The following is a 21,836-nucleotide window of genomic DNA, read 5'->3' on the forward strand; positions in this document are numbered from 1 at the left end:
ACCCGTTTCATGACCGATACCCTCATTTGGCTGGGCATCGTAGTGTGTCTATCTCAGTCCGCGATGTTTTCAGGGCTGAACCTCGCGTTGTTCAGCTTGAGCCGACTGCGGCTCGAGACTATAGCCATGGCGGGCAACGTCCAAGCCCAACGCGTGCTAGCTTTGCGAGGAAATGCCAATTTCGCACTGACCACCATTCTGTGGGGCAACGTCGCTATCAACGTGCTGTTGACTCTGTTGGCGGAGTCGGTATTGACCGGGGTGGCGGCTTTTCTGTTTTCCACTGTCGTCATCACCCTCGCCGGTGAAATTGCGCCGCAGGCATATTTCTCACGGCACGCGCTGCGGGTGGCATCTTTTTTGTCTCCGGTACTGCGGTGCTATCAAGTGCTACTTTGGCCGGTGGCGTGGCCCTCGGCCAGGCTGCTCGACGTCTGGCTAGGCCCAGAGGGGAGGCCGTGGTATCGGGAGCACGAGTTGCGTGAGATGCTGCAGCACCACGCGCGCGGACAGGGCACGGAAATCAGCGCCGTTGAAGCCACCGGTGCGATTAACTTCCTCGCGTTGGACGATGTACCGGTGGGGCATGAAGGCGAACCTCTGGATCCGCGCAGTATCATCCCTTTGCAGTTCTGCGACGGGCACCCGGTGTTTCCAAAGTTCACCCGCACTTCCGATGATCCGTTCCTTTGCCAGATTGCCGCCTCGGGAAGAAAGTGGGTCGTGCTCACTGACGAAACCGGCGAACCGCGGTTGGTGGCCAGTGCTCCCAGTTTTCTCCATGCTGCGTTGTTTGGCGGGGAGACATTCCAACCTCACTCACTTTGTCATCATCCCTTGATCGTGCGGGACGCGAGCCAGCCCCTCGGGCAGGTGCTGGGTCGGCTGACGGTACAGCCTGAGAGAAGCGATGATGACGTGATTGACTTGGATTTAATCCTCGTTTACACCGACACGGAGCGCCGGATAATCACCGGCTCGGATTTGTTGGGAAGATTGCTGCGGCGTATTGCTCGAAGAGATTTCCATCATTCGAATGCTTCTTGGGCCGATAATAGTCAGGCGAAGCAGTCGCGGTTGTGAGTAGACAAACGCATCGCCTAGCCTACGACTGGTTTTTTACGCCTGCTTCGATGGATTGTTTTCTCTTCTTAGCATTCTCTGAAGCGTTGCGCATATACTGTGGGGTCGTGACGCCCATTGAAACGTAAATGCTGATAAAGTTGTCTACGCTCATATCGAGCGTCTTGACTTGGTTGGCGGGTACGTAAACTAAACCGCCACCAAAGGGGATAGGTGCGGTTGGGATCATGACCACATGGTATTCAACGTCATCGATCAGGATTTTTTCAGGCGAAGGCATCAAGGCCAACACGCCCGTTCCTCCGACTCCCCCGGAAAAAGAACAAAATACCACACTCATGGCTTTGATTTCTGCTTCTTCTGGTTGATCGAATAAGTCAACCATCTTTTTCATGCTGCCGTACAGACTGCCGACGATTGGAATTTTCCGAATGAGTCGTTCGGTTAGATTTTGTAAAAAACGCTTGGCACCTAACTCCAAAAACAAGCCCAGTAAAAACAAAACCATCAGAACGATCAGAATGCCCGTGAAATAGCCAAAGGGAGTTGCTGATTCGATGGTTTCTTTGCTCAATCCCGTTTCGAGCCGAAACAATCGAACGCCAATCGAGGCGAGGCTTTTGCCAATATAAGTGTTTGGCCCAACGATTCCACGCAGGAAATTGAACACCCACGATACGATCGCAATGGTCAAAACAAGTGGTAGGACCGCCAACAGTCCGACCATGAAATATCGGACCAGACGCTTCCAACCAAAATCGAAAAACTGATACATGCTCGTTCTCTCATGAAGTCTGTTCATTAAGGCAATACCGCGATATCACAGGTAGGCTGCAACGACCGCAGAAGCAACCCAACAGGCGAACTGGTGGATATCGGGCTGTTCTGGTCGCTGTTTCCATTTATCAACGCCCCTGCCGCAACGCAAGCCTCGGTCGATCCATAGTTGAGTTTCCGGAACAAGAGAATGCCATCGCCATGGGCTGTCGGCAATCACCCTGGGTCAGATAAGAATCTCTTCGATCGCTGCGCCGTGGTCGACCTCCAATCTTTTCCGTCCAGGCAGCTCAAGCTTGCGAGAATCGAGCCCCAGCTGTTTCAAAATCGTTGCGTGGATGTCGGTGACATAGTGCCGATTCTCCACGGCGTGAAATCCAATCTCGTCAGTCGCTCCGTGAGCGATGCCACCTTTAATTCCTCCCCCTGCCATCCAAACACTAAAGCCAAAGATGTGATGATCCCGGCCATCGGAGCCTTGGCTCCCCGGAGTTCGGCCGAACTCGGACGCAAAAACAACGATGGTTTCATCTAATAGACCTCTCTGATGAAGATCTGTGAGCAAGCCACCAATGGGCTGATCGACTGCCGCTGCATTGGCTGAATGGTTCGCTTTGAGGCCGCCATGAGCATCCCATGCCCCGGCTCCACCTCCACCGTGCTGGATCTGAACGAACCTCACACCTCGCTCTACCATTCGACGCGATGCCAATAGTTGCATGCCGAAATCACGGCACTCGGAGCGATCCAATCCATACATGGTCTTGGTCGCCGCCGTCTCGTCCGAGAAATCAACCACTTTGGGAATGCTGTCCTGCATGCGATAGGCTAGCTCATAAGAGGCAATCCTGGCTTTCAACAATTCGTCGTCTGGCTGCTCATTCATTCGCGCGGCGTGCAACTCGCGAAGTAAATCCAACGACCTGCGTTTAGCATTGCGCTGAACAGGAATCTCTTGCTTGGCAAAATCGAGCGGATTGGACGGATCGATTTTCAGTGGTACAGCATCATGCGATGGTCCTAGATAATAGCCATCTCGTTTATTCCAGTACTCGCGAGTGCCGATAGAAACGAACTGCGGTAGTTCCTCGTTAAGCGAACCAAGCCCATAGTGCACCCATGCCCCTAGAGTCGGAAATTCGCCATCGTTTCGATGTCGCCCAGTATGAAATTGCGTTTGCGCCCCGTGATTGCTGTCAGTCGTCCACATGGATCGAACCACAGCAATCCGATCCGCATTCTTTCCGATATGCGGGAACCAATCACTGATTTCGAGCCCACTCTCGCCGTACTTTTGGAAGCCAACTTGGAGCGGGTAGAGTTCGGTTCGTTGATTGCCATTCGCATCCGGCACCACCAAGCGTTCGATGGCGAGCTTGTCCGGATCCAGAGTCGACGCAAAGGGAGTCTCGGAAATCGTCTTGCCGGCGTACTTGGTCAGCATCGGCTTTGGGTCAAAGCTCTCCATATGACTCACCCCTCCGTTCATGAAGAGCCAGATTACACTCTTCGCCTTGGGTGGAAAATGAGGCAGCCCGTCGGGTGCATTTCCTCTCCCTAGCTTCTCACCAACTACTTCGTCACGGTAGCTGGCTCCCACACCCTCGCGTTGTAGCAAAGTCGCGAGCGCGATGGATCCAATCGACGACAAAGCCGCTCGTCTTGTGTACCGCCCCTCATAAAGACTGCTGAGTTTACGATTCATTAGGGCACCTGCAAAAAGTGATGATGGTTTAACAAGACCCAAACCAATTCTTCCTTGTTGGAAAAGGATTCTTGAGTTGGATTGGCGACGGTCCCATCGGACGGGACATCGGTTTCAGAAAGCATCGCTAGACACAAACTCAATTCTGTCTCAGTGGGCTCTAAGCCTATGATCGACGCGAAGGCTAACCTGACAAACTGTTCATGCGAGCCTTGTGCGAGTTTTTGGATTCTCGCAGCGATTGCAGGAACGCTTTCCAATACCATCCGGCTGTGGCTGAGCGCTAACGCTTGCTGCGGGACAATGCTCTCCTCTCTGCGGTAGCATTCGGTGACAAGAGCTTCATCGAACATCGACAGGAACAGGTTTCTTTCATTGTTGGAATGAAAGAAATATAAACTTCGTCTCGGTGACGTCGCTTGTTCGGAAGCTGGAATCGTCGGCCCACCGAGTGTTCGGTCCAGTTTGCCCGCTAGCGAGAGCAGAGAATCTCGTACTACTTGGGATTCTAAGCGGGGTACGCTTCGGTGATGACTCTTGTAATATTCCGACTGTACGATCAAACGGTGCAAATGTTTCATATCCCACCGGCTTTCGATGAATTCAGCCGCGAGCCAATCAAGCAGCGCCAAATGCTCCGGTCGCTTCGCTTTCATGCCGAAATCAAAAGTGTCCTGTACTAAGTGCTCACCAAAATGACGTACCCAAATATGATTCACGGCGACTCTGGCTGTGAGCGGATTGTCGGGAGAAGTGATCCACTGGGCCAAGGCTTTGCGGCGACCGGTGCTCGTTTCCGGAAACTCTTTGTCGGGGTCATCTTTGCCGGAAAATTGAAAACGAGTTGCCGACCACTTCGCACCAGGATAAGCAGGATCGAATCCGGATAGATCGCCTTTAGCAACCTGTTCGAGAAATTGCTTGGCTTGATTCCATTCTTGCGTTTTCGCATCTTTCGAATCTTCACCTGCCAGGTCTAGTGCCCGTTGTGCTTGGGCCAACTTATGTGATGCGGTAGCCGACGCCCAAGAATTAAACTTCGCCTTATCTGGATCATTCAAACGGAGTTCATGGAAAGCCAATTCCTCATGTGCTACCGCTGACTCCAGTTCTAACAGTTCCAACTCACGACGTAATTCCTGAACCTGGGCGTTGATACCCGCTGGCGAACGATTGCTGAATGCCAGCTCACCTGTTGGTCGCTTCATAACCGTCTCATCGTCGAGGGCTTCGACCCGGAATCGATCGAAGCTCGCCTGTGCGTCAAAGGTGGTTAGTTGCAAGACTCCGTCTTGTCGGGGAATAGGCAAATTCCATGCCAACACCAGCTTCCCATTCCACATCACATTGATGAGCTGGTCTCGAACAATGACTCGCATCGTGTTAAGCTGATTGAGTTCAATAGGTTGTTGGACTTTGCCCTCGCCCGGATAAACCCATTGCCCGTTGGCAACGTAGGATATCTGAATCTTTTGCTCCCCCGCGTAAGCACTTGCGTAGACCGAAACTTCGTTGTCGCTGCTTTGAAAACCGTCGAGTGGATTTTCGTCAGTGCAGTCGAACGAGATACCTACACTCTTCCATTGATTGCCGCCCGTGTGTTGAAACGTTATCTCGGCATCTAAATCTCGAGGCACTTCACCTTTCCAACGAGCGATTGCTCGATCTGAGGACCTGGCGGACTGATGAAGCATGCCGTTCGAGAGTGACCACTCGCCGGAATACAACTGCCAGCGGTCCATGAGGCTTGCCAGATCGTCGGTTCCGTTCCATTCCTCAGTGAAACTCATAGAGGGGGCATGCGATTCTTGGGCGATTTGGTCCGTGTCGCTAAGGTCACTCTGCAACGCGTCAAACCTCTTTGTAAGTTCGTCGATTCTTGCCTGTGCAGCAGCTCGCTTTTTGTCGAGAGACGCAAGCCGCGTTTCCGACTTGTTGATATACGTCTTGATGGCGGCTCTATTCGTTTCCGGTTGAAAAGACGCTTTCGGTAACTGGATTGGCTCGGGCGTATACGGGGCAAATGCAAAGAACTCAGGCATCCCAGGGGCCATAGGTTTGCTTTCATCAGGTTTTGATTCTTCGCCACGGACAAAGAGATAAGTTGCAGTATCTATTTCCCGATCAAAGATACGAGGGACAGCATTCTTTCGCACGTCTGCCTCACCTTCGATTAGATCCAGTCGAACGTGATAGGGCTCGAATATGGCCCGCATGCGGTAGTAATCAACCTGTGAGATCGGGTCGTATTTGTGATCGTGGCACTTGGCACAGTTCATTGTTAAACCGAGTAGCCCTTTGCCGACATGCTCAACGGTTTCCTCCATCCATTGGTTGCGATTGAACAGAAAGAAATTGCGAGCAAGAAAACCGGTCGCTCTCAGTTTTTGTTGATCATCTGGGTAGAGTTCATCCGCAGCCAGCATCTGACGTACCATTTCATCGTAAGGGACATTGGCAGTGAGGCTTTCGATGATCCAATCTCGCCAATGCCACATGTGCAACTGGCTGTTCCGAAGCTCTTCGCCCAGTCCCCACCAATCGCTATATCTCCAAATATCCATCCAATGGCGGCCCCAACGCTCGCCGTACGCGTCGTCAGCCAACCACTTTTCCACCAGCTCGCTGTAAATGGAATCGGAGTCGTTCGATAGGACGGAAACGAGCACTTCCTCTTCGATCGGCAGGCCACGCAAATCGATGGACAAACGACGAAGTAAAGTAACAAGGGCAGGAGGTTCCCTTTGCTGCGATGATTCACCGAACGCATTGGAAGAGAGTATTTGATCTATGGGATTATGGCTGGGACTCGTGGCAACTTTGGTCGGCAAAGTCGGACGCTGGATCGGTTGAAAGGCCCAGTGCTGAGAAGGCTCCATCGATGCTGCTTCATCAGGGATCGCTTGTACCCCAGAGGCAATCCAAGATGCGATCAATTCTACTTGCGCTGGAGAGAGGCGTTCTCCCTCGTGCTTTGGGGGCATCAAGGAATCGTCGTTGGCCGAGATTCGCTTTAGCAGTTCGCTGTTTGCCGGGGTTTGTTGGTCGACGATTTCACCTGAGTGCCCACCAGCCAGTATGAATTTGGCCGTATCGAGACGCAAGCCTGACTCTTGTTTCAACCCTCCGTGGCAAGCGTAACAATGTTTCTCAAGAATCGGCTTGATCGATTGGAGGTAGAGTTTATCGGAATCGTTCGAGTTGCCATCGCTAAAGACGAGACGACTTGAAACGAGCGGACTGATACCGGCCAAGCATAAGATAGCGAGCCAGTGGAAATCGTTGACAATGAGCCTGAAGTACTGCTGAACGGAGGAAGACGATAGTCTCATGATTGGGAGACGTCCTAAAGTAGGTTCGGACGGGAATGGTAAGTACCGCGCTCAGTCTTGTAGTGGACGAGGCCACAAGACCCTCGGACATGTAGTGGGCGAGGCCACGAGACCCTCGGACATGTAGTGGACGAGGCCACGAGACCCAGCATCCCGGATACGCCCCGTGTCATCGGGACTCGTTGCCTCGTCCACTACTCAACGATTTGCGAGCCCTTAGCCCATGTATTCCTGGTCAGTAACAATACCAGGCTGTGGTACCGGATAGAGTCCATTAGCGAGCCGCTGTAGCGGAGCAGGTGAGTCAAAGGTCAGATTCTCAATCCCCGGTGCAAATTCGTGCGGGCAATTGAGCATGTCCTCATAGGTAATCTCCACGCCAGTGTGAGCTGCCATACGTCCCATGCTGGTTACGACCGAGGCCTGAACGCCTCGCTCGACCTCGTTGTAAGGCTCATCGTCTCGAATTGCCGCAATGAGATGGTTCCATTCGAGTTGGTATGGGTTTGGCTCTTCAGGGGTTGGATATTGCCAAGCGAGCGACTGTTTTGACATGGTATGGTCGCTGTAGATTCGGCAGCGAGCAGGGGTGTGTGCGGCAGTCGAAATGACGCCTAGCCCCTTGGTACCGTGCGCGAAGCTGGCAAAGTCATTCTTGCAGCCAGGAATCGTTCGTCCGCTTACAAACAACTTTGTGCCGTCGGCAAAGGTGTACTCCATCGAGTAAGAGTCAAAGTTCTGGTCAACGCTGTCACCGCGATAGTGACGCCCACCGTTGGCCTGTGCCTTCACCGGCCAAGCATCCTTCATCCAGCAGCACTCGTCGATGTTGTGAATGAGGAAGTCGCTGACGGCACCGCCGCTGGCCCAAAGGAAACCGTGGAATCGATTGATCTGGTACATCAACTCGCTCATCCCTTCTGGCTTGGGACCTGTAGCCGCTGAGCCTGTAGGGCCTGCGTTTCGATAAGCTCGCATAAAGGTGATATCGCCAATCATGCCGTCCTTGATACGTCGATAAAGCTCATGGCGAGCATCGCAGTGGCGACACATAAGACCAACGCCGACTTTGAGATTCTTCTCGACTGACTTCTTTGCCAGCTCAAGCATTCTGACGCTGGTGGGGCCGTCGACGGTGACAGGCTTTTCCATAAAGACGTTGACCCCTTTTTCAATCGCGTATTCGAACATCATGGTACGAAATGCGGGAGGGGTCGCCATGACAGCAATGTCACCTGGTCGCAAACAATCAATCGCCTTCTTGTAGCCGTCGAAGTCGACAAATTTACGTTCGTCGGGGACGTTCATCTTGTCCTTGAATTGTTGATTCAAACCGTCGAAGGCATTCTTGAGCTTGTAGTCAAAAACATCGGCCATGGCCACCAATTCGATGGGGCCATTCTCTACGCTGAGGGCATTTGCAGCAGCCCCCGATCCACGGCCACCACAGCCGATCAACGCAACTCGGATCGTGTTGTCTTCACCAGCGTGCACCATGCGGGAAAAGTTAGCGGTTGCGGTTCCTGCCGCTGCTGCGGCTACCGTGGATGTTTTCAAGAAATTGCGGCGATCAGTTGGTTCAGCAGGGGCAGGTCTCGGTGCAGGCTTGGTCATCGTCTAACTCCAGTCGTGGAATAGGGAGGGGAAGGAAGGTCATCTGCGATTATAATCCATTTGCTGAGCCAGTGGAGTCGAATCGATTCCCGGTAGTTAAATAAACTTTCACTCAGCCTACTAAATCATCCGAAATCTTAAGAAAAAGTTAGCTCCCACAACCTCCACAGCCACCCCCTCCACAGCCTCCACCACCTCCGCCACCATCTCCACCACCGCAGCCTCCTCCCGTCATAGCCCCGTCCGCGCCGGAAGCCGACGACCTGAGGTCACGCGTCATTTTCAACGTAGTGAGATCGACAAATTCGTTTCCGGAAATGCTGTTAAAACCACCTGCTGCAAAACCAATGGCGATAGGATGCAGTGCCATCAACGCAAAGTCCGAATTGGCCGTACCGGAAGGCGATCTTTCCATTTCTGATGGTCGCTCTTGCCCTCCACTTCGGACTCCTTTCTCCATCGCCAGTACTCCCCGCTTGGTCATTCGAGAGGTATAGTTCAAGACGATCGCTAAAACAATCGAGAGGATTAGGAGCAACAGAAGATAACCGACAGGTTTGCCACGAAGGATTCCGACAACCAACTTGGAAATGCCCAGGATGATTACACCACCAAACGCAACTATGCCTGGCCATACCGCTCCAAGTCTCTGACTAGCCGAGCGGAGCACCCCCATATCAATCAACTCTTCCTTGATCTTTTTGCATTCGTACTGGATCACATTCAGAATCTGCGATGGCTTTACACCTTCACCCATCTGGGCTGCACGAAGTATGGCCCTGGAGACGGGAGCTAAACGAATTCGTTCGTTGCCACCGACTGCTACAAATTTCTTACGACTCGGTGCAGCTTGGATAAGCTTCTTGGCGGACAAGTCGACAATCGCGGTTTGGGCTACGGCTAGAGGCCCTTCGCGAAGATAGGCCAATTGCCACGGATCTAGCTGGGCAACATCAGACTGCTGATCGTCACGATTCCAAGAACTGGTCAGCATGCGGTAAACAATGGCTAGCACCGAAGCGATCGCGATCAACAAAGAAAACAGCTTGAGAAAATCAGGCCCGTCCATGTTCAGAGGATTTGTCATATGCTGCTATCCTTTATGTATTGCCTTTGTTGTTTTTGTCTTTACGGCTTTTGCGTTTGAAGGGAACCTTGGACTTGAACCAGTCTTTCAACCAGTAGCTGATGCGAGGCACAAGCACATGAGTCATGGGGTTGTACCACTGCCCTGCCCCTGCATGCGCGAAGCGAGCATCCACATCGGGCCAAATATCCGGAGGCGGAGTCCCGAACGACTCGCAATAAGAGTCTAAGGTCTTTTGGTACCAAATTCGAAATTTGTCCCCTTCTTCTTCGCCACCCGCTGTTGGTTGATGATGGATAATGAAACCAGCAATTCCCTGACACAATTCCTCGTAGTAGTTCCTAGTATACAGTAAATGCAGGTGCCACGCCGCATCGACAGCTTCTGAAGGCGTCACCGGATGTTGGCAGGTCAAAAGCAGGAATAGGAATCGGCGGTATTCTTCAACAACCGCTAGAGCCTTATCCAAACTCCAGGCTTGCTCGCGAGCCAACCTCGCCTCAAAAGTCAGTGAGTAATGGTGAGGCGTGATATCCAGTTCTGACAGTTTGCGCCAGATCACCTCCTTTTCCGATGCGTTCCAGGCCTTGTTCACGCGAGTCGCTTTTTGATGATTTGCATATGGTAGGTCACGTGTCCAACGAGCATAAATCCTAGGGCGCGTACCGTGACCGGATGACCTGATGCGACACCGCGCAGGTCCCATTGTGATTCCTTGAGTCGACGCATCAGCCCCACATTCGCACTTCGCAGGCAACACAATTCGTCCACGAGCGATGCGATGGTCGGCGTAGTATAATCGCAGTTTGCCACATACGGTTCTTGGTCCATGCCGGGAAGGGATTGGTGTTCGCCACACGCGAATCGATGTAGCCGATCCGCAAATATCCGTTCGGTGTCGATCATGTGCCCGACTACTTGTTTGATTGTCCACTTGTAGGGGGAATGAACCTTGGACGCCTGCTGGTCGGTAACTTGACGAAAGAAATCTCTGACTTCCTGATTCTGCACCTCCGCTAACTCGAAAAGGTTGCCTGGCGGCACAAGCCGAATATAGGTCCAGTAAAACTCATAGGCCTCATCAGCTGCTGGGGGATCAAGGGAAATAAGGGACATCTCAGGATCAGCTTTCGTAGTGCATACACAAAATCCTACCAAAACGGCTATTGGAATGCCGGAATGCATAGAATACCTACATCAGATAGGTGCGCAAACCGGGATGCTACGGGACGGAACCGGTAGTTTCTGCGACGTTTCGCCAGATTACAAAGTTGCTTTACGCGAATAAGCGGATTTGATACACTTATATAGTTCTGTTCTTCCGATCACGGCGAGGTTTTAAAAATGAGAAAAGTCTTTGGGACGATCTGCGTTGTTTTTTGCTCGTTGGTTTCGTTCACTGGTTGTATGAACGACCAAGTTGACGTGGTGGATTTGAACAAGGTACTGGAAGCGGTTGCCGCAGTGCTCGAGGAATCGGACGGCGGGCGATCGTCGGAAACGGCAACAATAGAAGCTTCTGCGGAGGTGGATTCTCAGGAAATTATCCTCGCGGCGATCGATCCGGCTTCTCAAGATTCCGAAAAGGAGAAGGAATTTCTCACCAAGCTTGCCGCCAAGATGAATGAGCTGAAAGTCATGGAAAGCCAGGTCGGCGTTTCCATGGCGGCTGGAGGAGAAATCGTCGGCTTCTTAGATCCAAACGGTAACAACATCCAAGAGGCTGGCGAGAGCACTGAGTTCAAGGTAACCATCGACGTTGAGAATAGCCGCTTGATCGCTTCCGACAACAATGGACATCATCGCCCCTACGGCTTCCGTCCCGGAGGATTTCTAATGGGATATATGCTGGGTTCGATGCTGGGACGTCAGAATAGTTTCTACGGCGGGGCTCCTCCTTCCGTAACAAAAGCTCCGATGAGCCCTCAGAACTATCACAAAACTGCCGTAAGCTCGGCTCGAACCGCACGTGCCTCGAGCGCCAGAATGACCACGGGATCCAAGGGCTTCAGTTTCGGAAAGTAGTTCTTCCAGAAACTTGGGTAATTTTTTGGCTGACGCCATTCGACGAACATTCATGCGTTAGCTCGACATGACGATTTCTGTTCCCGATCCCGACATCGATTTGTTAAATGACGCGCCAAAACTGCTTCAGTATGTTGTTGACACTACAGGACTGACACCAGTCGAGGCGTTACGTAAATTACGGATGGAATTTGGTCGTTCGGGCTTCTTGGTCTCGGAAGAACTGCGGCGTCTCAACATACCAGCCTATGTCTGGAGCGATAATCTGTCGGATTTTTACGAGAACACAGACGCATTTCTATTCGAATCCATTTGCTGGAACCGTACTGCTACCAAAAAGAAGATGCGACTATGGATTGCTGAGTTCTTGGCTACGCAGTTTACTTCGCCTGCTCGAATCGTGGTTTTCGGTGATGGACAAGGGTTTGATAGCTTCTATCTCGCACGCGCAGGGCACCAAGTCGATTATTTCGAGGTATCAAAGAAGTCATCGCAATTCGCAAAAAGGATGTTCGATGACTATCGAGCCCCAGTTCAAATGCTTTCGTCGATTGAACAGCTTGAACCAGCCATCTACGACGTCGTGGTGTGCCTAGATGTGTTGGAACATGTCCCCGAGCCAGCAGAGGTGGTTCGGCTATTAAGTAACACGTTACGCCCCAATGGCAAGCTGATCTTGCATGCCCCATTTTGGTACCTATCTCCCAATGTGCCGACCCATTTAGCATCCAATCGTCGCTACAGTGGAGACTTGCGGCAGCTTTTTTACCCACTGGGGTTAGTGCCGATCGACGGTGCCTTTTTCTGGAATCCAATAGTGCTAGAAAAGGTAGGGGTGGCAAATGTGCGTGAAAAGTCGGAACTTCCTAAGGTCCGGAACAAATCGGCGATCCATCTCGGCGGAGCGCTATTAGCCGCAGCAAGATACTGGTCATGGCCACATACCGCTTTTGCGAATTTCCTCAATGCCTTAGGACGAGAATCCTGGGAGGAAATGAGAGATTTAGAATCGGCCCAACAAGAGCAACCGTTTCTCAAATAATGCTTTCCCCTTCAGTCATTGAAGCTGGGTTTCTGAACGTCCGATACTCTCGCATTCGAACTGCACCGGACCGTTCGATGTCATACTCAATTCCACGCCAAGATATGCGACTGCAAAAATGCGCTCGAACCAAACAGACCCAATATAAAAAATGCGAACCAACGATCCCTGGGAGACACCGGATCAGAAATGCAAAATTCATTCGGATCGGTTCGTGTCCATTAATTCTCAATCGATATCTCATCCCCATCTCCACTAGCCATGATGCGAGCAGTGCAAGGCTCCAGTGAGTTGCAATGGAAATGAGATTTACTTGAACTGCTTGAAGGTTGCGGGAAATCACTGATACGCACAGCAAGAATACTGGCAAACAAACGCTACCACAAATCAAAGACGCATGGAAAAGCACTACCGCCCAGCCCGCTCCCGAAGAACGTGCCGCAACCAATTGTCGGGTCGCCCATGGAATGAATTGCCCAACACGCATGCTCTCTCGATTTGGCATAATGACTGTCGGCTCGAAATGAGCACGATAGCCAAACTTTTGTATCTGCTGAATGACCGCCCCATCATCGACGAAAGATACTCTGAGCGAATCGATCAGTTGGACCTGTTCGATAGTGTTCCATCGGAGAGCCATGCTCCCTCCCCAGGTCAATCCATTCCACCAAACTTGCACAACTGCTCCGATGTTCCAAAAATAGCGAGCCATCGTTCCTGGTTTCAAACTAACTGGTACGAACCAACGATTGCCAGCCGATACCCCAACGTTTGGATCTGCGAGCGGTTTCGTCAAATCTGAAATCCATTTTGAATGGGGATGAGCATCTCCATCAATGAATGCCCATACATCATAGGCCGATCCGAATTTCTCCAAGGCTTCAGCAATCGCGGAAGACTTAAGGCTACATGTTGTCTGTCGATTCTCCAATGACCAAGCCGTAATTCGGTCAGGAGCCTCTGCAATCCAGCGGTGAACATCTTGCCAAGCTGAATCGTCGGGGTGGTCGACAACAACAAAAATATGGTAGTTCGAGTAATCTTGGCAAAGAAGGTTTTTCAAATTATGACGCAAATCAGGATCAGAACCACGCAAGGAAAGGACAACCGCGACCTTAGGATCTGCGGTAAGCGAATCTTCATCCCTGCCTGTTTCTCGTTTCGGAAAAACTGATTTGCGAAATCGCAACACCAAAAAATAGAGGAACGCAAAGAATAACTGCAAGGATCCTACAAAGGTAACCAGACCAAACACGAGCCAGGAAACGTTCAATAGATTCAATTCGATCACAATGAGTTCCCATGACTCGAGGCGGGCGGGGAGGATTCGAAGGGGAGATAGCTTTGCTGCTCAATATCGAAGGGACCAAGAACTTGGTACTCGATTCCTCGCCATTCCACTTTGCGCATTACAAGACACTGGAGCAAAGCGAGCGTATAGACCCATTGTGTCAACCAGACCGACCAACACAAACGCAAAAAATTTCCTTGCCCCTCCCATTGATGAGCCTCGCCACGTGCACGCGCCATGGCTGAAACAGGGCGTTCCATCCATGGTATCAGAGCACACAAATACAGATGGAATAATAGCAGGAGGGCAGTCAACCAGACACTATGGCTCCAAACTCCTGTCCAAGCACTCCAAGCGACATAGCCCCAGCACAAAATCAGTAGGGCAGCCGAAGAGATCCCGTGCCCGACAACCGCCCACCACATCGGATGATACAACCTAGCGGTGAGCAATTGACGTTTAACCCAGGAATAGAAGCTCGAAACGCCGCAGTTCTCTCGATTTATCATCATCAAGCTAGGTATAAATTCCACTCGCAATCCTACCTTGCCCAGTTGTCTCTTTAGCATTGTGTCCTCGCACAAGGACCGAGACCATTTTTCGAGTAAACCTGCTCGTTCAATTGCCTCCGTTTTGATCGCTAGAGTTCCTCCCCAAGCAATACGGTACCACGCCATCTGCACGACTGCGGCAGCGTTCCAAACGTAACGAATCCATGCGCCATTGGTTTCCTTCTCAGGCATATACCATCGATTCCCGGTTGCTGCTCCCACGGCTGGTGATTGGATCCCGGTCGCCAACTCTCGTAACCACGATTTGTGCGGGACGGTATCCGCGTCGATCAAGGCGATAAACTGTGTCTCAGACCGCAGGCACTTGATAGCCGTCAGAAGACTGGAACACTTTAGACTGCAGGTTTGTATCCGATCCTTCAAATAAAGGACTCTTGCATTTTCCCATCCGTTCTCAATGTAAGGATTGAGGACGGAAACGCTGGGGTCGTTTTCATGATCCACAACGAACAAAACATCATAGTCTGGATACTCTAGATTCTTGATGCCTTCAATACAACGCTCCAAAAAGGGATCTCCACCCCGCAGGCACAAAATAACGGTCGCCGGAGGGCATTCTCTATCCTCTAGTAGTTTGCGTCGCCAACCCCACAATTTTCGTACAAATCCGAGGACAAGAATTCCCTGGACGAAAGCTGAGATTACAACGGCACCGACAAGAACTGTTAACACTCAGTTGCCTCTTGATCATTTATCTGCCGAAAAAGGTCCCGTTGCACGTGTTGCATTAGGTCTTGCGCTTCCGATCGGTCAAGGATGCGATCGTCGTACCTGAGAGTCAGGCGACCTCTTTCTCCAAATTGCACGAATGTAAAGGCAGCAACCATATACGGATTGAGCGGCGCTAAGATTTCGAAATCCTTGACAATGATATCGCCTGACATTAAAGCAGAATTGTGATTTTTTGCTGAATACAAAGGGGACTTTGCAAACACCTTTCCGAGATTTGAAAAAACAAAACTCGTTTCACAGCGTCTAACTCTCTTCGAGGCGTGTCGCCCCCACGAAAGAATCTTTCGAAGCCAAATCGAGAAGATAAACAGCAATGCCAGTTTGTTCTCTTTGATCAAATTCATCTCTGCATGAATCCCTTGTAGCAACGAATCCGGATCCCTAATCTGAACAGGAGTTCGATCAAGAAACACCGCACTTACGACATTGCAGGCGGAAAGTGTTTTCATCTCGTGAGCGGTCCTCATGTTGACCGGGATCATCGCGCGTATCCAATCGTTGTCCAATTGTAATTCCCGTGAACCGCGAAAAGCGGCGATACCTCTAAATAATCCGGTGGCAAGGCACTCGTTCATGGAAACCCGTTTCCATGTTGCATGACGTTTTAGTCTCTGAATATCGCTTTCGGAAAGAGAAATACTTTCGGTCGCAACTTGTTCCGGTTTCTCTGAGCCTCTTTCGTGCGGCACAATGGGAACAGGATGCCGCAGTAGAAATTGGCGAACACCCGCGAGGCCTATAGCTTGTTGAGGGAGAATCCGAATGATTTTACCCCAACTCAAACCAAACCGATTCCTTAGAAACAAGTCCTCTATAGATCGCTCGGGAGGGTTGTGCAAAGCCCCACGAAATTCCGCATCATAAATGAGAAGCAGTTCATGGATGGCTCGGATTATGCCCAGTCCGTCAGCTTGAGCGTGATGGTACTGGATAAATAGAGTCGAACTCGCCTTGCCCTCGATTGACTCCGTTTCCACCACAAACAAGTGAAGCGCTTTACCCGTCTCCAGCGATAGCGTTTTTGGCTCAGGCCAGCCCGACGAGGTTAACGCGGATTCGGTTATCCAATGAACCGAAGCCACGGACTCATGGATATGCCATTGATGTCCATTTCGTTGTCTTGTGACCTTTGATGAGAGCAGGGGATGAAGCTTCAACCAGCGGAATACAGAGCGTTCGAAAATGTTTCGATTCAAAGATCCTATTAGAGTCAGCTTGACCCAAATGTCACATGGATATTCCCGAGAATCCTGGGCCACCATTAGTTCTTCAAAGGGAGTAAAGGGGATTTTACGGTTCATGGCCGCTCTGTCCGGACGGAGACTGATTGGTGACCGGCCCAAGATCTTTACGTCTTTCCCAATAGAATAAATGGTGTAGCGGTGATAGAAGAATAGCGGGAGTGAGGATGAGATCGCTGAGCAAGCCTACGAACAGTAATGCAAAGGTCAACCAAGCGAACCGAGCCACCGGCACAAAAGAACTCCACGAAAACACAAGCATCCCTAGACCGCACACCAGTGCGGTTTGTACGATCGCCCCCCCACAGCACCGAATCGCTTCATCGACTGCATGCGATGGGGATAGGCCTTGTTTTCTTGATTCGCGAAAATGGGTTATGAAATGCAAAGTATCATCAACACAAACACCCATCATCACACTGGCCGTGAGGACCGTTCCGAGTTCCACCTCCAATCCATACCATCCCATCAGACCAAATACCATTAAAGCAGGAGTGACGTTAGGAATCATGGTCAATAGACCACCAGAGAAGCTTTTGAAAAGTACAGCCATCGCGACAGCAATAGAAATAAATGCGAAAGTAAAGCTGTTCAAGAGATCGAGCAACAGTTGCCGCTGCGTTCTGTAAATGAAGGGAACACCACCTCCAACCTCCACGGTTACGGCTCCGGATTGATCCTCCGCGAGAAACTGATCGATCTCATGTTGTAATCGATCTAGAAGTTCGGAATACTCAACGGATTTGGAGCCCGCAACGCGTCCGCTAATCCGCCAGCTTTGTTCTACCTCATCTTCATAAAGATATCTCGAATCCTGAAATCGCCCTGTAGCATCACTAATTCGTTTGCCAATTAGCCCGCGTCTCGCTGCATACTTGGCTCCTCGTTCCGTGGGAATCGACGGGACGAAGTTAAGCACTGAAAGGGTACTTTCGATCTCTGGGATGGCAATAACCCGATCTCGCAGTTTTTCCAAAGCTAGCAGCCTGGTCGTGTAATCGGTGTTTAGTAAGCTCGAATTCCCATCGTACTTCAGTACAAACTCAACCGGCACTAATGGACCGATACGACTTTCCAGCCATTCATAATCTTGTACAAGTTTCGACTGTGTCGAGAGAAGCTTGTGCGTTCCAACGCTTGTCTTGAGCTTCGTAACACCGAATGAGAATCCAATCAGAGTTATTAGCCAGACGACGATAATCGTTCGAGGTGCGCGACGCACTATTCGGATGATGTACAGTGCGAATGACTGGTCAGTTTTTGTTTTATCTACAATTCCTTGAGATTCAGGAATTAACCTCCCATACCATCGCCGAGAGCTAGTCCATTTCCCGTGAATGGAAAGAATCGCTAGTACGGTCAAAGCATTGATCGGAACCAAAATGGCAGAGTAGAATCCGAACGATCGAATAGGAATCAGTTCACTTGAGCAAAGAGAGAGAAAGCCGAGGGCTGTTGTCAATGCTGCGAGCAGTGACGGTGTCCAAGCAACTCTCAATGCAATGAGTGCTGGTTTACTACGGCTGACTTTTTGAGCTTCCCTGAAGTAACCAAGATAATGAAGACCTGCTGAAATCGTCAAAACGAAGCAGAGGTTCGCAACAAGCAGTTGCACTGAATCGATGTAACCGTTACTCAAGTAGATGCAGGCCAAAGCCACATGCTGACTAAAGACGGCACAAAGGAACAGTGTTGCGACGAGCAAAAACTGTTTGAGCGATACAACGAGAATGGCGAGGCATACTATATAGGATACGGCATTAAGTAACAGGAGATTTTCGCCAGCTGCTTCGTCAACAGCAACAGAATCTGCCGTTGTCCCTGCGATATGAATTTCATCACGTGGCAACCCCGTCACCGAGGTCGATGCTTGCCATGCCCACTCGACAGCAGATCGACGATCTTGCATTCCAGCATCGGAGATTAACGCAATGATGCATGTCTGTTTGCCATCTGCGCCGATGAAAATACCCTGCATCCCTGCCTTGGCCCTCGCCGAAGTCAAATCCTTGAGTGACTCCAACGCATCGTCCGCAGTTGTCGCTCTTTGAAAGTAAACGACACCATCATCCGCAGGTGAAGTTAAGCGGGTCGCGAGTGCTGCGGCACGGGCATCCGAAAATGTGCAGCCCTCCCAGCTGATCATCAGAAATTCATCGCTACCGAATCGTTCCACAAATCGATAAAGACTTTGGGTTTCGGCAAAGCTCGCGGGTAGCCAGTCCTCAATTCGATTCTGACTCTTCTGGATCGCTTGTTGTGCAAACCAACCAGCGACTGGCCACACGCAAGCAACGAGAATTATCGCCAATACAGGGAGCCAGCGAGGCGGCCACGCCTTGTTGGTTTCGTCGTGCCTATTGATTGCCATTTTCGAGACTTTGACCTTAAGAGATGAAAATCACGAGGGGCAATGGCTTGGCTTGTTTAATTCGGTGCGTTTTCTCGCCGTATTTTGGGCATATTGCTAGGAAAGAAGTGATCCAAAAAGTCCGGGTGAGCATTTTGCCCCTCTTTCCGTGGTGCAGAGGATATCATTTTTTCAAACTCTTCGATCGAAACCCGCACCGTCATGCTGTCATCCGCCTTAATGCCAGGTTCGATAGCTAACGACTGATCGGATTGTCGATGGAATGTCCATTGCCCACCCCCTGGACCGAGGATATCAAAAGCGATTTTGGAAGAGCAAGGTGGATCGGAGGAGACCATCCGGTAGTTTTCAAAGAATTTTTTTGCATCGAGCTTTACCGTCCCCTTTTTAACCCGTCTTTTTCCCCAACGATCTTCCTCGCCATATCGCATGTAAGTGTGAATCATCGATTCATCGATAATCGGACACGGCAGTTCGGGAGCATAGGTTTTTGTGTTCATGCAGTCAAAGGTAGGATCCGTTCTCTCGTAGTTGGAATACATGGTAAAGGCGGGCAGTATCTCAGCTTCGAAATCGCTGTAGGTTGAGGGATCCGGTTTCTGCTCTCCTACGTATTCAACCCCAGTTGAGCCGAAATAACTGTAGCCCGCATCAATCAGGAGTTTGGGGGTAAGACAAGTCTCTGGAGCCAGATGAAAGGTTCGCCCATGTGCTTCCGGAGAACTGTAGAGCTTTGCGATAACTTTCGACACCCAGTCAACAGGAATCACATTACGTCGTTCATCACCTGTCATAGGTAGACGCAAACGAGTGACACGTTTGCCGTCTGGTCCCAAGGGTTGGCGAGGGACCAATAGAGCCATTAAACGGAGGTATAGATAAATCCCGTGATAGGTATTCGTGTAACCCGTCTCAGAGTCACCAGCGATCACTGCGGGGCGATACACAGTAAGATTTTGAATTTGACGATTTTTTCGAACTAAAGTTTCCGCTTGGAACTTACTCTCCTCATAGTCATTGCGAAACGCTTGATTGCACGCAAGCTCAGACTCCATGATCGTTCCTTGCCTTAGTCCGCAAACGTAGGCTGTGGAAACATAATGTAACTCTCGAAGATTGGCCGCCTCACATAGAGTGAGCATGTTCTCCGTACCACCCAAATTGGACCTGTGTGGTTCTCCAGAGCCGTCCGACAAGAATTGAAGCGACGCAGCACTATGTAGTACTGCTTCGCAATTTCGAGCCAACCACCGAATATCGACCTCTGTGAGGCCAAGGTTGGCTTGGCAAATGTCTCCTTCGATCACCACCGGTCGAGGCAACGTCTTCCCTATTTTATCCTCCCAGTGTTGCATTATAACCTCAATTCGTTCACGCGAACTTTCGCGTTTGCTCCCACGAACCAACACTGCGAGCCTGTGTCCCTGCTGCATCAAATCACAAAGCAAATAACGCCCAAGCAGACCTGTAGCGCCGGTAAGAAACAAATATCTATTCAAATCAATACTCCTCGGAGATATGCATGCCTCGATGGCCGGTTGCAGTATGCCCCGACCACATACTGTGTCAATTAAAATTATGGAAAATTTGGCATCGAACTTCACCCTCCCGAAGAATTCGGGAGGACCAGAGTGGAGGGACGATCACTCGGGGAGGGGGCTTGTAGTGGACGAGGCAACGAGTCCCGGCTGTTGTAGTGGACGAGGCAACGAGTCCCGGCTTTTTGTAGTGGACGAGGCAACGAGTCCATTTGCACTGGAGACCGCCTGTTCTTATACCAAAAGGACTCCTGCCGTATTCGTGCCAGGCGGTCGGGCCTCGTTGCCTCGTCCACTACACGCGAAAAAAATCCCAAAAATCAGCTACCAATCCGCCTCCTTGACCGTTTACAATTCGGATATGACGAATCACCCGACCATCACTTCCGAAGCCCCCTCTTCCGCATCGCTGCCATTCGATGCCTCGTTGGATTCCATCGACTCGCTCACCACCTCTTTCACCGCGTCCGTAGTACCTACATTAGAAACTACGACCGTCACCGAAGTTGCACTAGGCTACCATCGCAACCAACAGTACTCCATCACCGCTATGACCACCTCAAGTGGCGCAGTCGCAGAACGCTACGCGTACACGGCGTATGGTCAACCTACGATCCTAAACGCCAGTGGAACTGTACTTACGAGTTCCGCGGTTGGCAATCGGTAGACGTATACCGGCAGAGAATGGGACGAGACCTTAGGTCTCCATCACTTCCGAGCCCGATGGATGAGTCCGCTGGCAGGTAGATTCTTGGGGAGAGATCCGATCGGATATTTGGATGGATTAAATCTCTTCGCACTATTTATTAACCTTCATTTGACAGACCCTGAAGGTCTCGCTGTTTTCTATGATGTTTTGGTGCCAAACCTTAATCCAGGTGCATTCCCGTTTGAACCACCACGATTGCCGACAGGCCTTCCGTTCAGGCTGCCTATCACAATTCCGGCTAATCTTTTACCAATACTAACACAGGTTCTACCCAGAATCTTAATTGGAGGTGGGATTCTTGGTGGTGCTGTGATAGTTGCACGTTTATCGTATTGTGCATACGTGTGGCATCAATGTGAACAGGCGAAACCTACTGGCCAAGTTTTGGAAACATGCGCTTGGAATGATTTTCAACTATGCAGAGTGAAGTGTGGCAATCAAGGGCAACGTCCGCCAACTCAAAACTCGTTCTACAACTGCGCCAAACCGGCTCACAAAGCAGCTTATTCCGCAGGGTGTACGGCTAAATTTATCGCTTGCATTACGAGCTTTAACCCTTTGCGTGGATTTGGACCGTTTTCTCCACCATGTATACCGGGCGCGGGATCCATTCCGGTTTGTTGCAATTGTTTGCGAAACCCAGCGAGGCCAAATGTAGTTCCGGGCAATCCTTCTGGAGTAACGTCATGCGAATCACGGTAGGATTTCATCCAAGGG

At 50.8% G+C, this 21,836-nt stretch carries 16 protein-coding genes and 1 pseudogene; 5 read left to right on the forward strand and 12 right to left on the reverse strand.

What is annotated here, in order from left to right:
* The first annotated feature begins 9 nt into the window (after positions 1–9).
* Positions 10–1,083, forward strand: coding sequence for a DUF21 domain-containing protein (locus SH449x_RS25500; RefSeq protein ID WP_482378899.1), 1,074 nt, complete (start codon positions 10–12; stop codon positions 1,081–1,083).
* 22 nt (positions 1,084–1,105) lie between these two features.
* Here SH449x_RS25500 and SH449x_RS25505 read toward each other — a convergent pair whose 3' ends face one another.
* The 7 genes from SH449x_RS25505 to SH449x_RS25535 all read right to left on the reverse strand — a co-directional run bounded on the left by SH449x_RS25505 (position 1,106) and on the right by SH449x_RS25535 (position 10,714).
* Positions 1,106–1,858, reverse strand: coding sequence for a DUF502 domain-containing protein (locus SH449x_RS25505; RefSeq protein ID WP_482378900.1), 753 nt, complete (start codon positions 1,856–1,858; stop codon positions 1,106–1,108).
* Positions 1,859–2,086: 228 nt separating this feature from the next.
* Positions 2,087–3,565, reverse strand: a complete 1,479-nt coding sequence (locus tag SH449x_RS25510) for a DUF1501 domain-containing protein (RefSeq protein WP_482378901.1) — start codon at positions 3,563–3,565, stop codon at positions 2,087–2,089.
* The gene (locus SH449x_RS25515; protein ID WP_482378902.1) at positions 3,565–6,897 is read right to left on the reverse strand and encodes a DUF1549 domain-containing protein; all 3,333 of its coding nucleotides are present in this window, start codon (positions 6,895–6,897) and stop codon (positions 3,565–3,567) included. The genes SH449x_RS25510 and SH449x_RS25515 overlap by 1 nt, the downstream gene beginning before the upstream one ends.
* 216 nt (positions 6,898–7,113) lie before the next feature.
* A complete protein-coding gene (locus SH449x_RS25520; protein WP_482378903.1) occupies positions 7,114–8,511 on the reverse strand; it encodes a Gfo/Idh/MocA family protein in 1,398 nt (465 codons plus the stop codon).
* Between the two features lie 148 nt (positions 8,512–8,659).
* Complete coding sequence (locus SH449x_RS25525) at positions 8,660–9,598, reverse strand: TIGR04222 domain-containing membrane protein (RefSeq protein ID WP_482378904.1); 939 nt, start codon at positions 9,596–9,598, stop codon at positions 8,660–8,662.
* A gap of 13 nt (positions 9,599–9,611) precedes the next feature.
* Positions 9,612–10,193 (reverse strand): glycine-rich domain-containing protein, encoded by a 582-nt coding sequence (locus SH449x_RS25530; RefSeq protein WP_482378905.1) that lies wholly within the window; start codon positions 10,191–10,193, stop codon positions 9,612–9,614.
* Positions 10,190–10,714, reverse strand: coding sequence for a DinB family protein (locus SH449x_RS25535; protein ID WP_482378906.1), 525 nt, complete (start codon positions 10,712–10,714; stop codon positions 10,190–10,192). Before SH449x_RS25535 ends, SH449x_RS25530 begins: the two co-directional genes overlap by 4 nt.
* 228 nt (positions 10,715–10,942) lie before the next feature.
* On the opposite strand from SH449x_RS25535, the gene SH449x_RS25540 reads away from it, so the two are divergent.
* Both SH449x_RS25540 and SH449x_RS25545 read left to right on the forward strand, forming a co-directional pair.
* Complete coding sequence (locus SH449x_RS25540; RefSeq protein WP_482378907.1) at positions 10,943–11,623, forward strand: hypothetical protein; 681 nt, start codon at positions 10,943–10,945, stop codon at positions 11,621–11,623.
* Between the two features lie 67 nt (positions 11,624–11,690).
* Complete coding sequence (locus tag SH449x_RS25545) at positions 11,691–12,665, forward strand: class I SAM-dependent methyltransferase (protein ID WP_482378908.1); 975 nt, start codon at positions 11,691–11,693, stop codon at positions 12,663–12,665.
* On the opposite strand, the gene SH449x_RS25550 is transcribed toward SH449x_RS25545, so the two are convergent.
* The 5 genes from SH449x_RS25550 to SH449x_RS25570 are packed head-to-tail and all read right to left on the reverse strand — an operon-like array spanning position 12,658 to position 20,371.
* The gene (locus SH449x_RS25550; protein ID WP_482378909.1) at positions 12,658–13,956 is read right to left on the reverse strand and encodes a glycosyltransferase family 2 protein; all 1,299 of its coding nucleotides are present in this window, start codon (positions 13,954–13,956) and stop codon (positions 12,658–12,660) included. The genes SH449x_RS25545 and SH449x_RS25550 overlap by 8 nt on opposite strands.
* Positions 13,953–15,200 (reverse strand): glycosyltransferase family 2 protein, encoded by a 1,248-nt coding sequence (locus SH449x_RS25555; RefSeq protein ID WP_482378910.1) that lies wholly within the window; start codon positions 15,198–15,200, stop codon positions 13,953–13,955. Before SH449x_RS25555 ends, SH449x_RS25550 begins: the two co-directional genes overlap by 4 nt.
* Entirely contained in the window at positions 15,194–16,561 is a 1,368-nt protein-coding gene (locus SH449x_RS25560) for a hypothetical protein (protein ID WP_482378911.1), read from the reverse strand. The genes SH449x_RS25555 and SH449x_RS25560 overlap by 7 nt, the downstream gene beginning before the upstream one ends.
* On the reverse strand, positions 16,551–18,872 hold the full coding sequence (locus tag SH449x_RS25565; RefSeq protein ID WP_482378912.1) for an efflux RND transporter permease subunit: 2,322 nt from the start codon (positions 18,870–18,872) through the stop codon (positions 16,551–16,553). The genes SH449x_RS25560 and SH449x_RS25565 overlap by 11 nt, the downstream gene beginning before the upstream one ends.
* Positions 18,873–18,928: 56 nt before the next feature.
* Complete coding sequence (locus SH449x_RS25570) at positions 18,929–20,371, reverse strand: SDR family oxidoreductase (protein ID WP_482378913.1); 1,443 nt, start codon at positions 20,369–20,371, stop codon at positions 18,929–18,931.
* Positions 20,372–20,771: 400 nt separating this feature from the next.
* Between SH449x_RS25570 and SH449x_RS25575 the strand changes: the two genes are divergently transcribed.
* A complete protein-coding gene (locus tag SH449x_RS25575; RefSeq protein ID WP_482378914.1) occupies positions 20,772–21,077 on the forward strand; it encodes a hypothetical protein in 306 nt (101 codons plus the stop codon).
* A 15-nt stretch (positions 21,078–21,092) separates the two neighbouring features.
* A pseudogene (locus SH449x_RS25580) lies at positions 21,093–21,821 on the forward strand (RHS repeat domain-containing protein); the annotation flags it as partial.
* Between the last annotated feature and the right edge of the window lie 15 nt (positions 21,822–21,836).

This window comes from Brakhagea baltica (genome assembly GCF_052161605.1).
In the GTDB taxonomy this organism is placed as follows: Bacteria; Planctomycetota; Planctomycetia; order Pirellulales; family Pirellulaceae; genus JBKCUI01.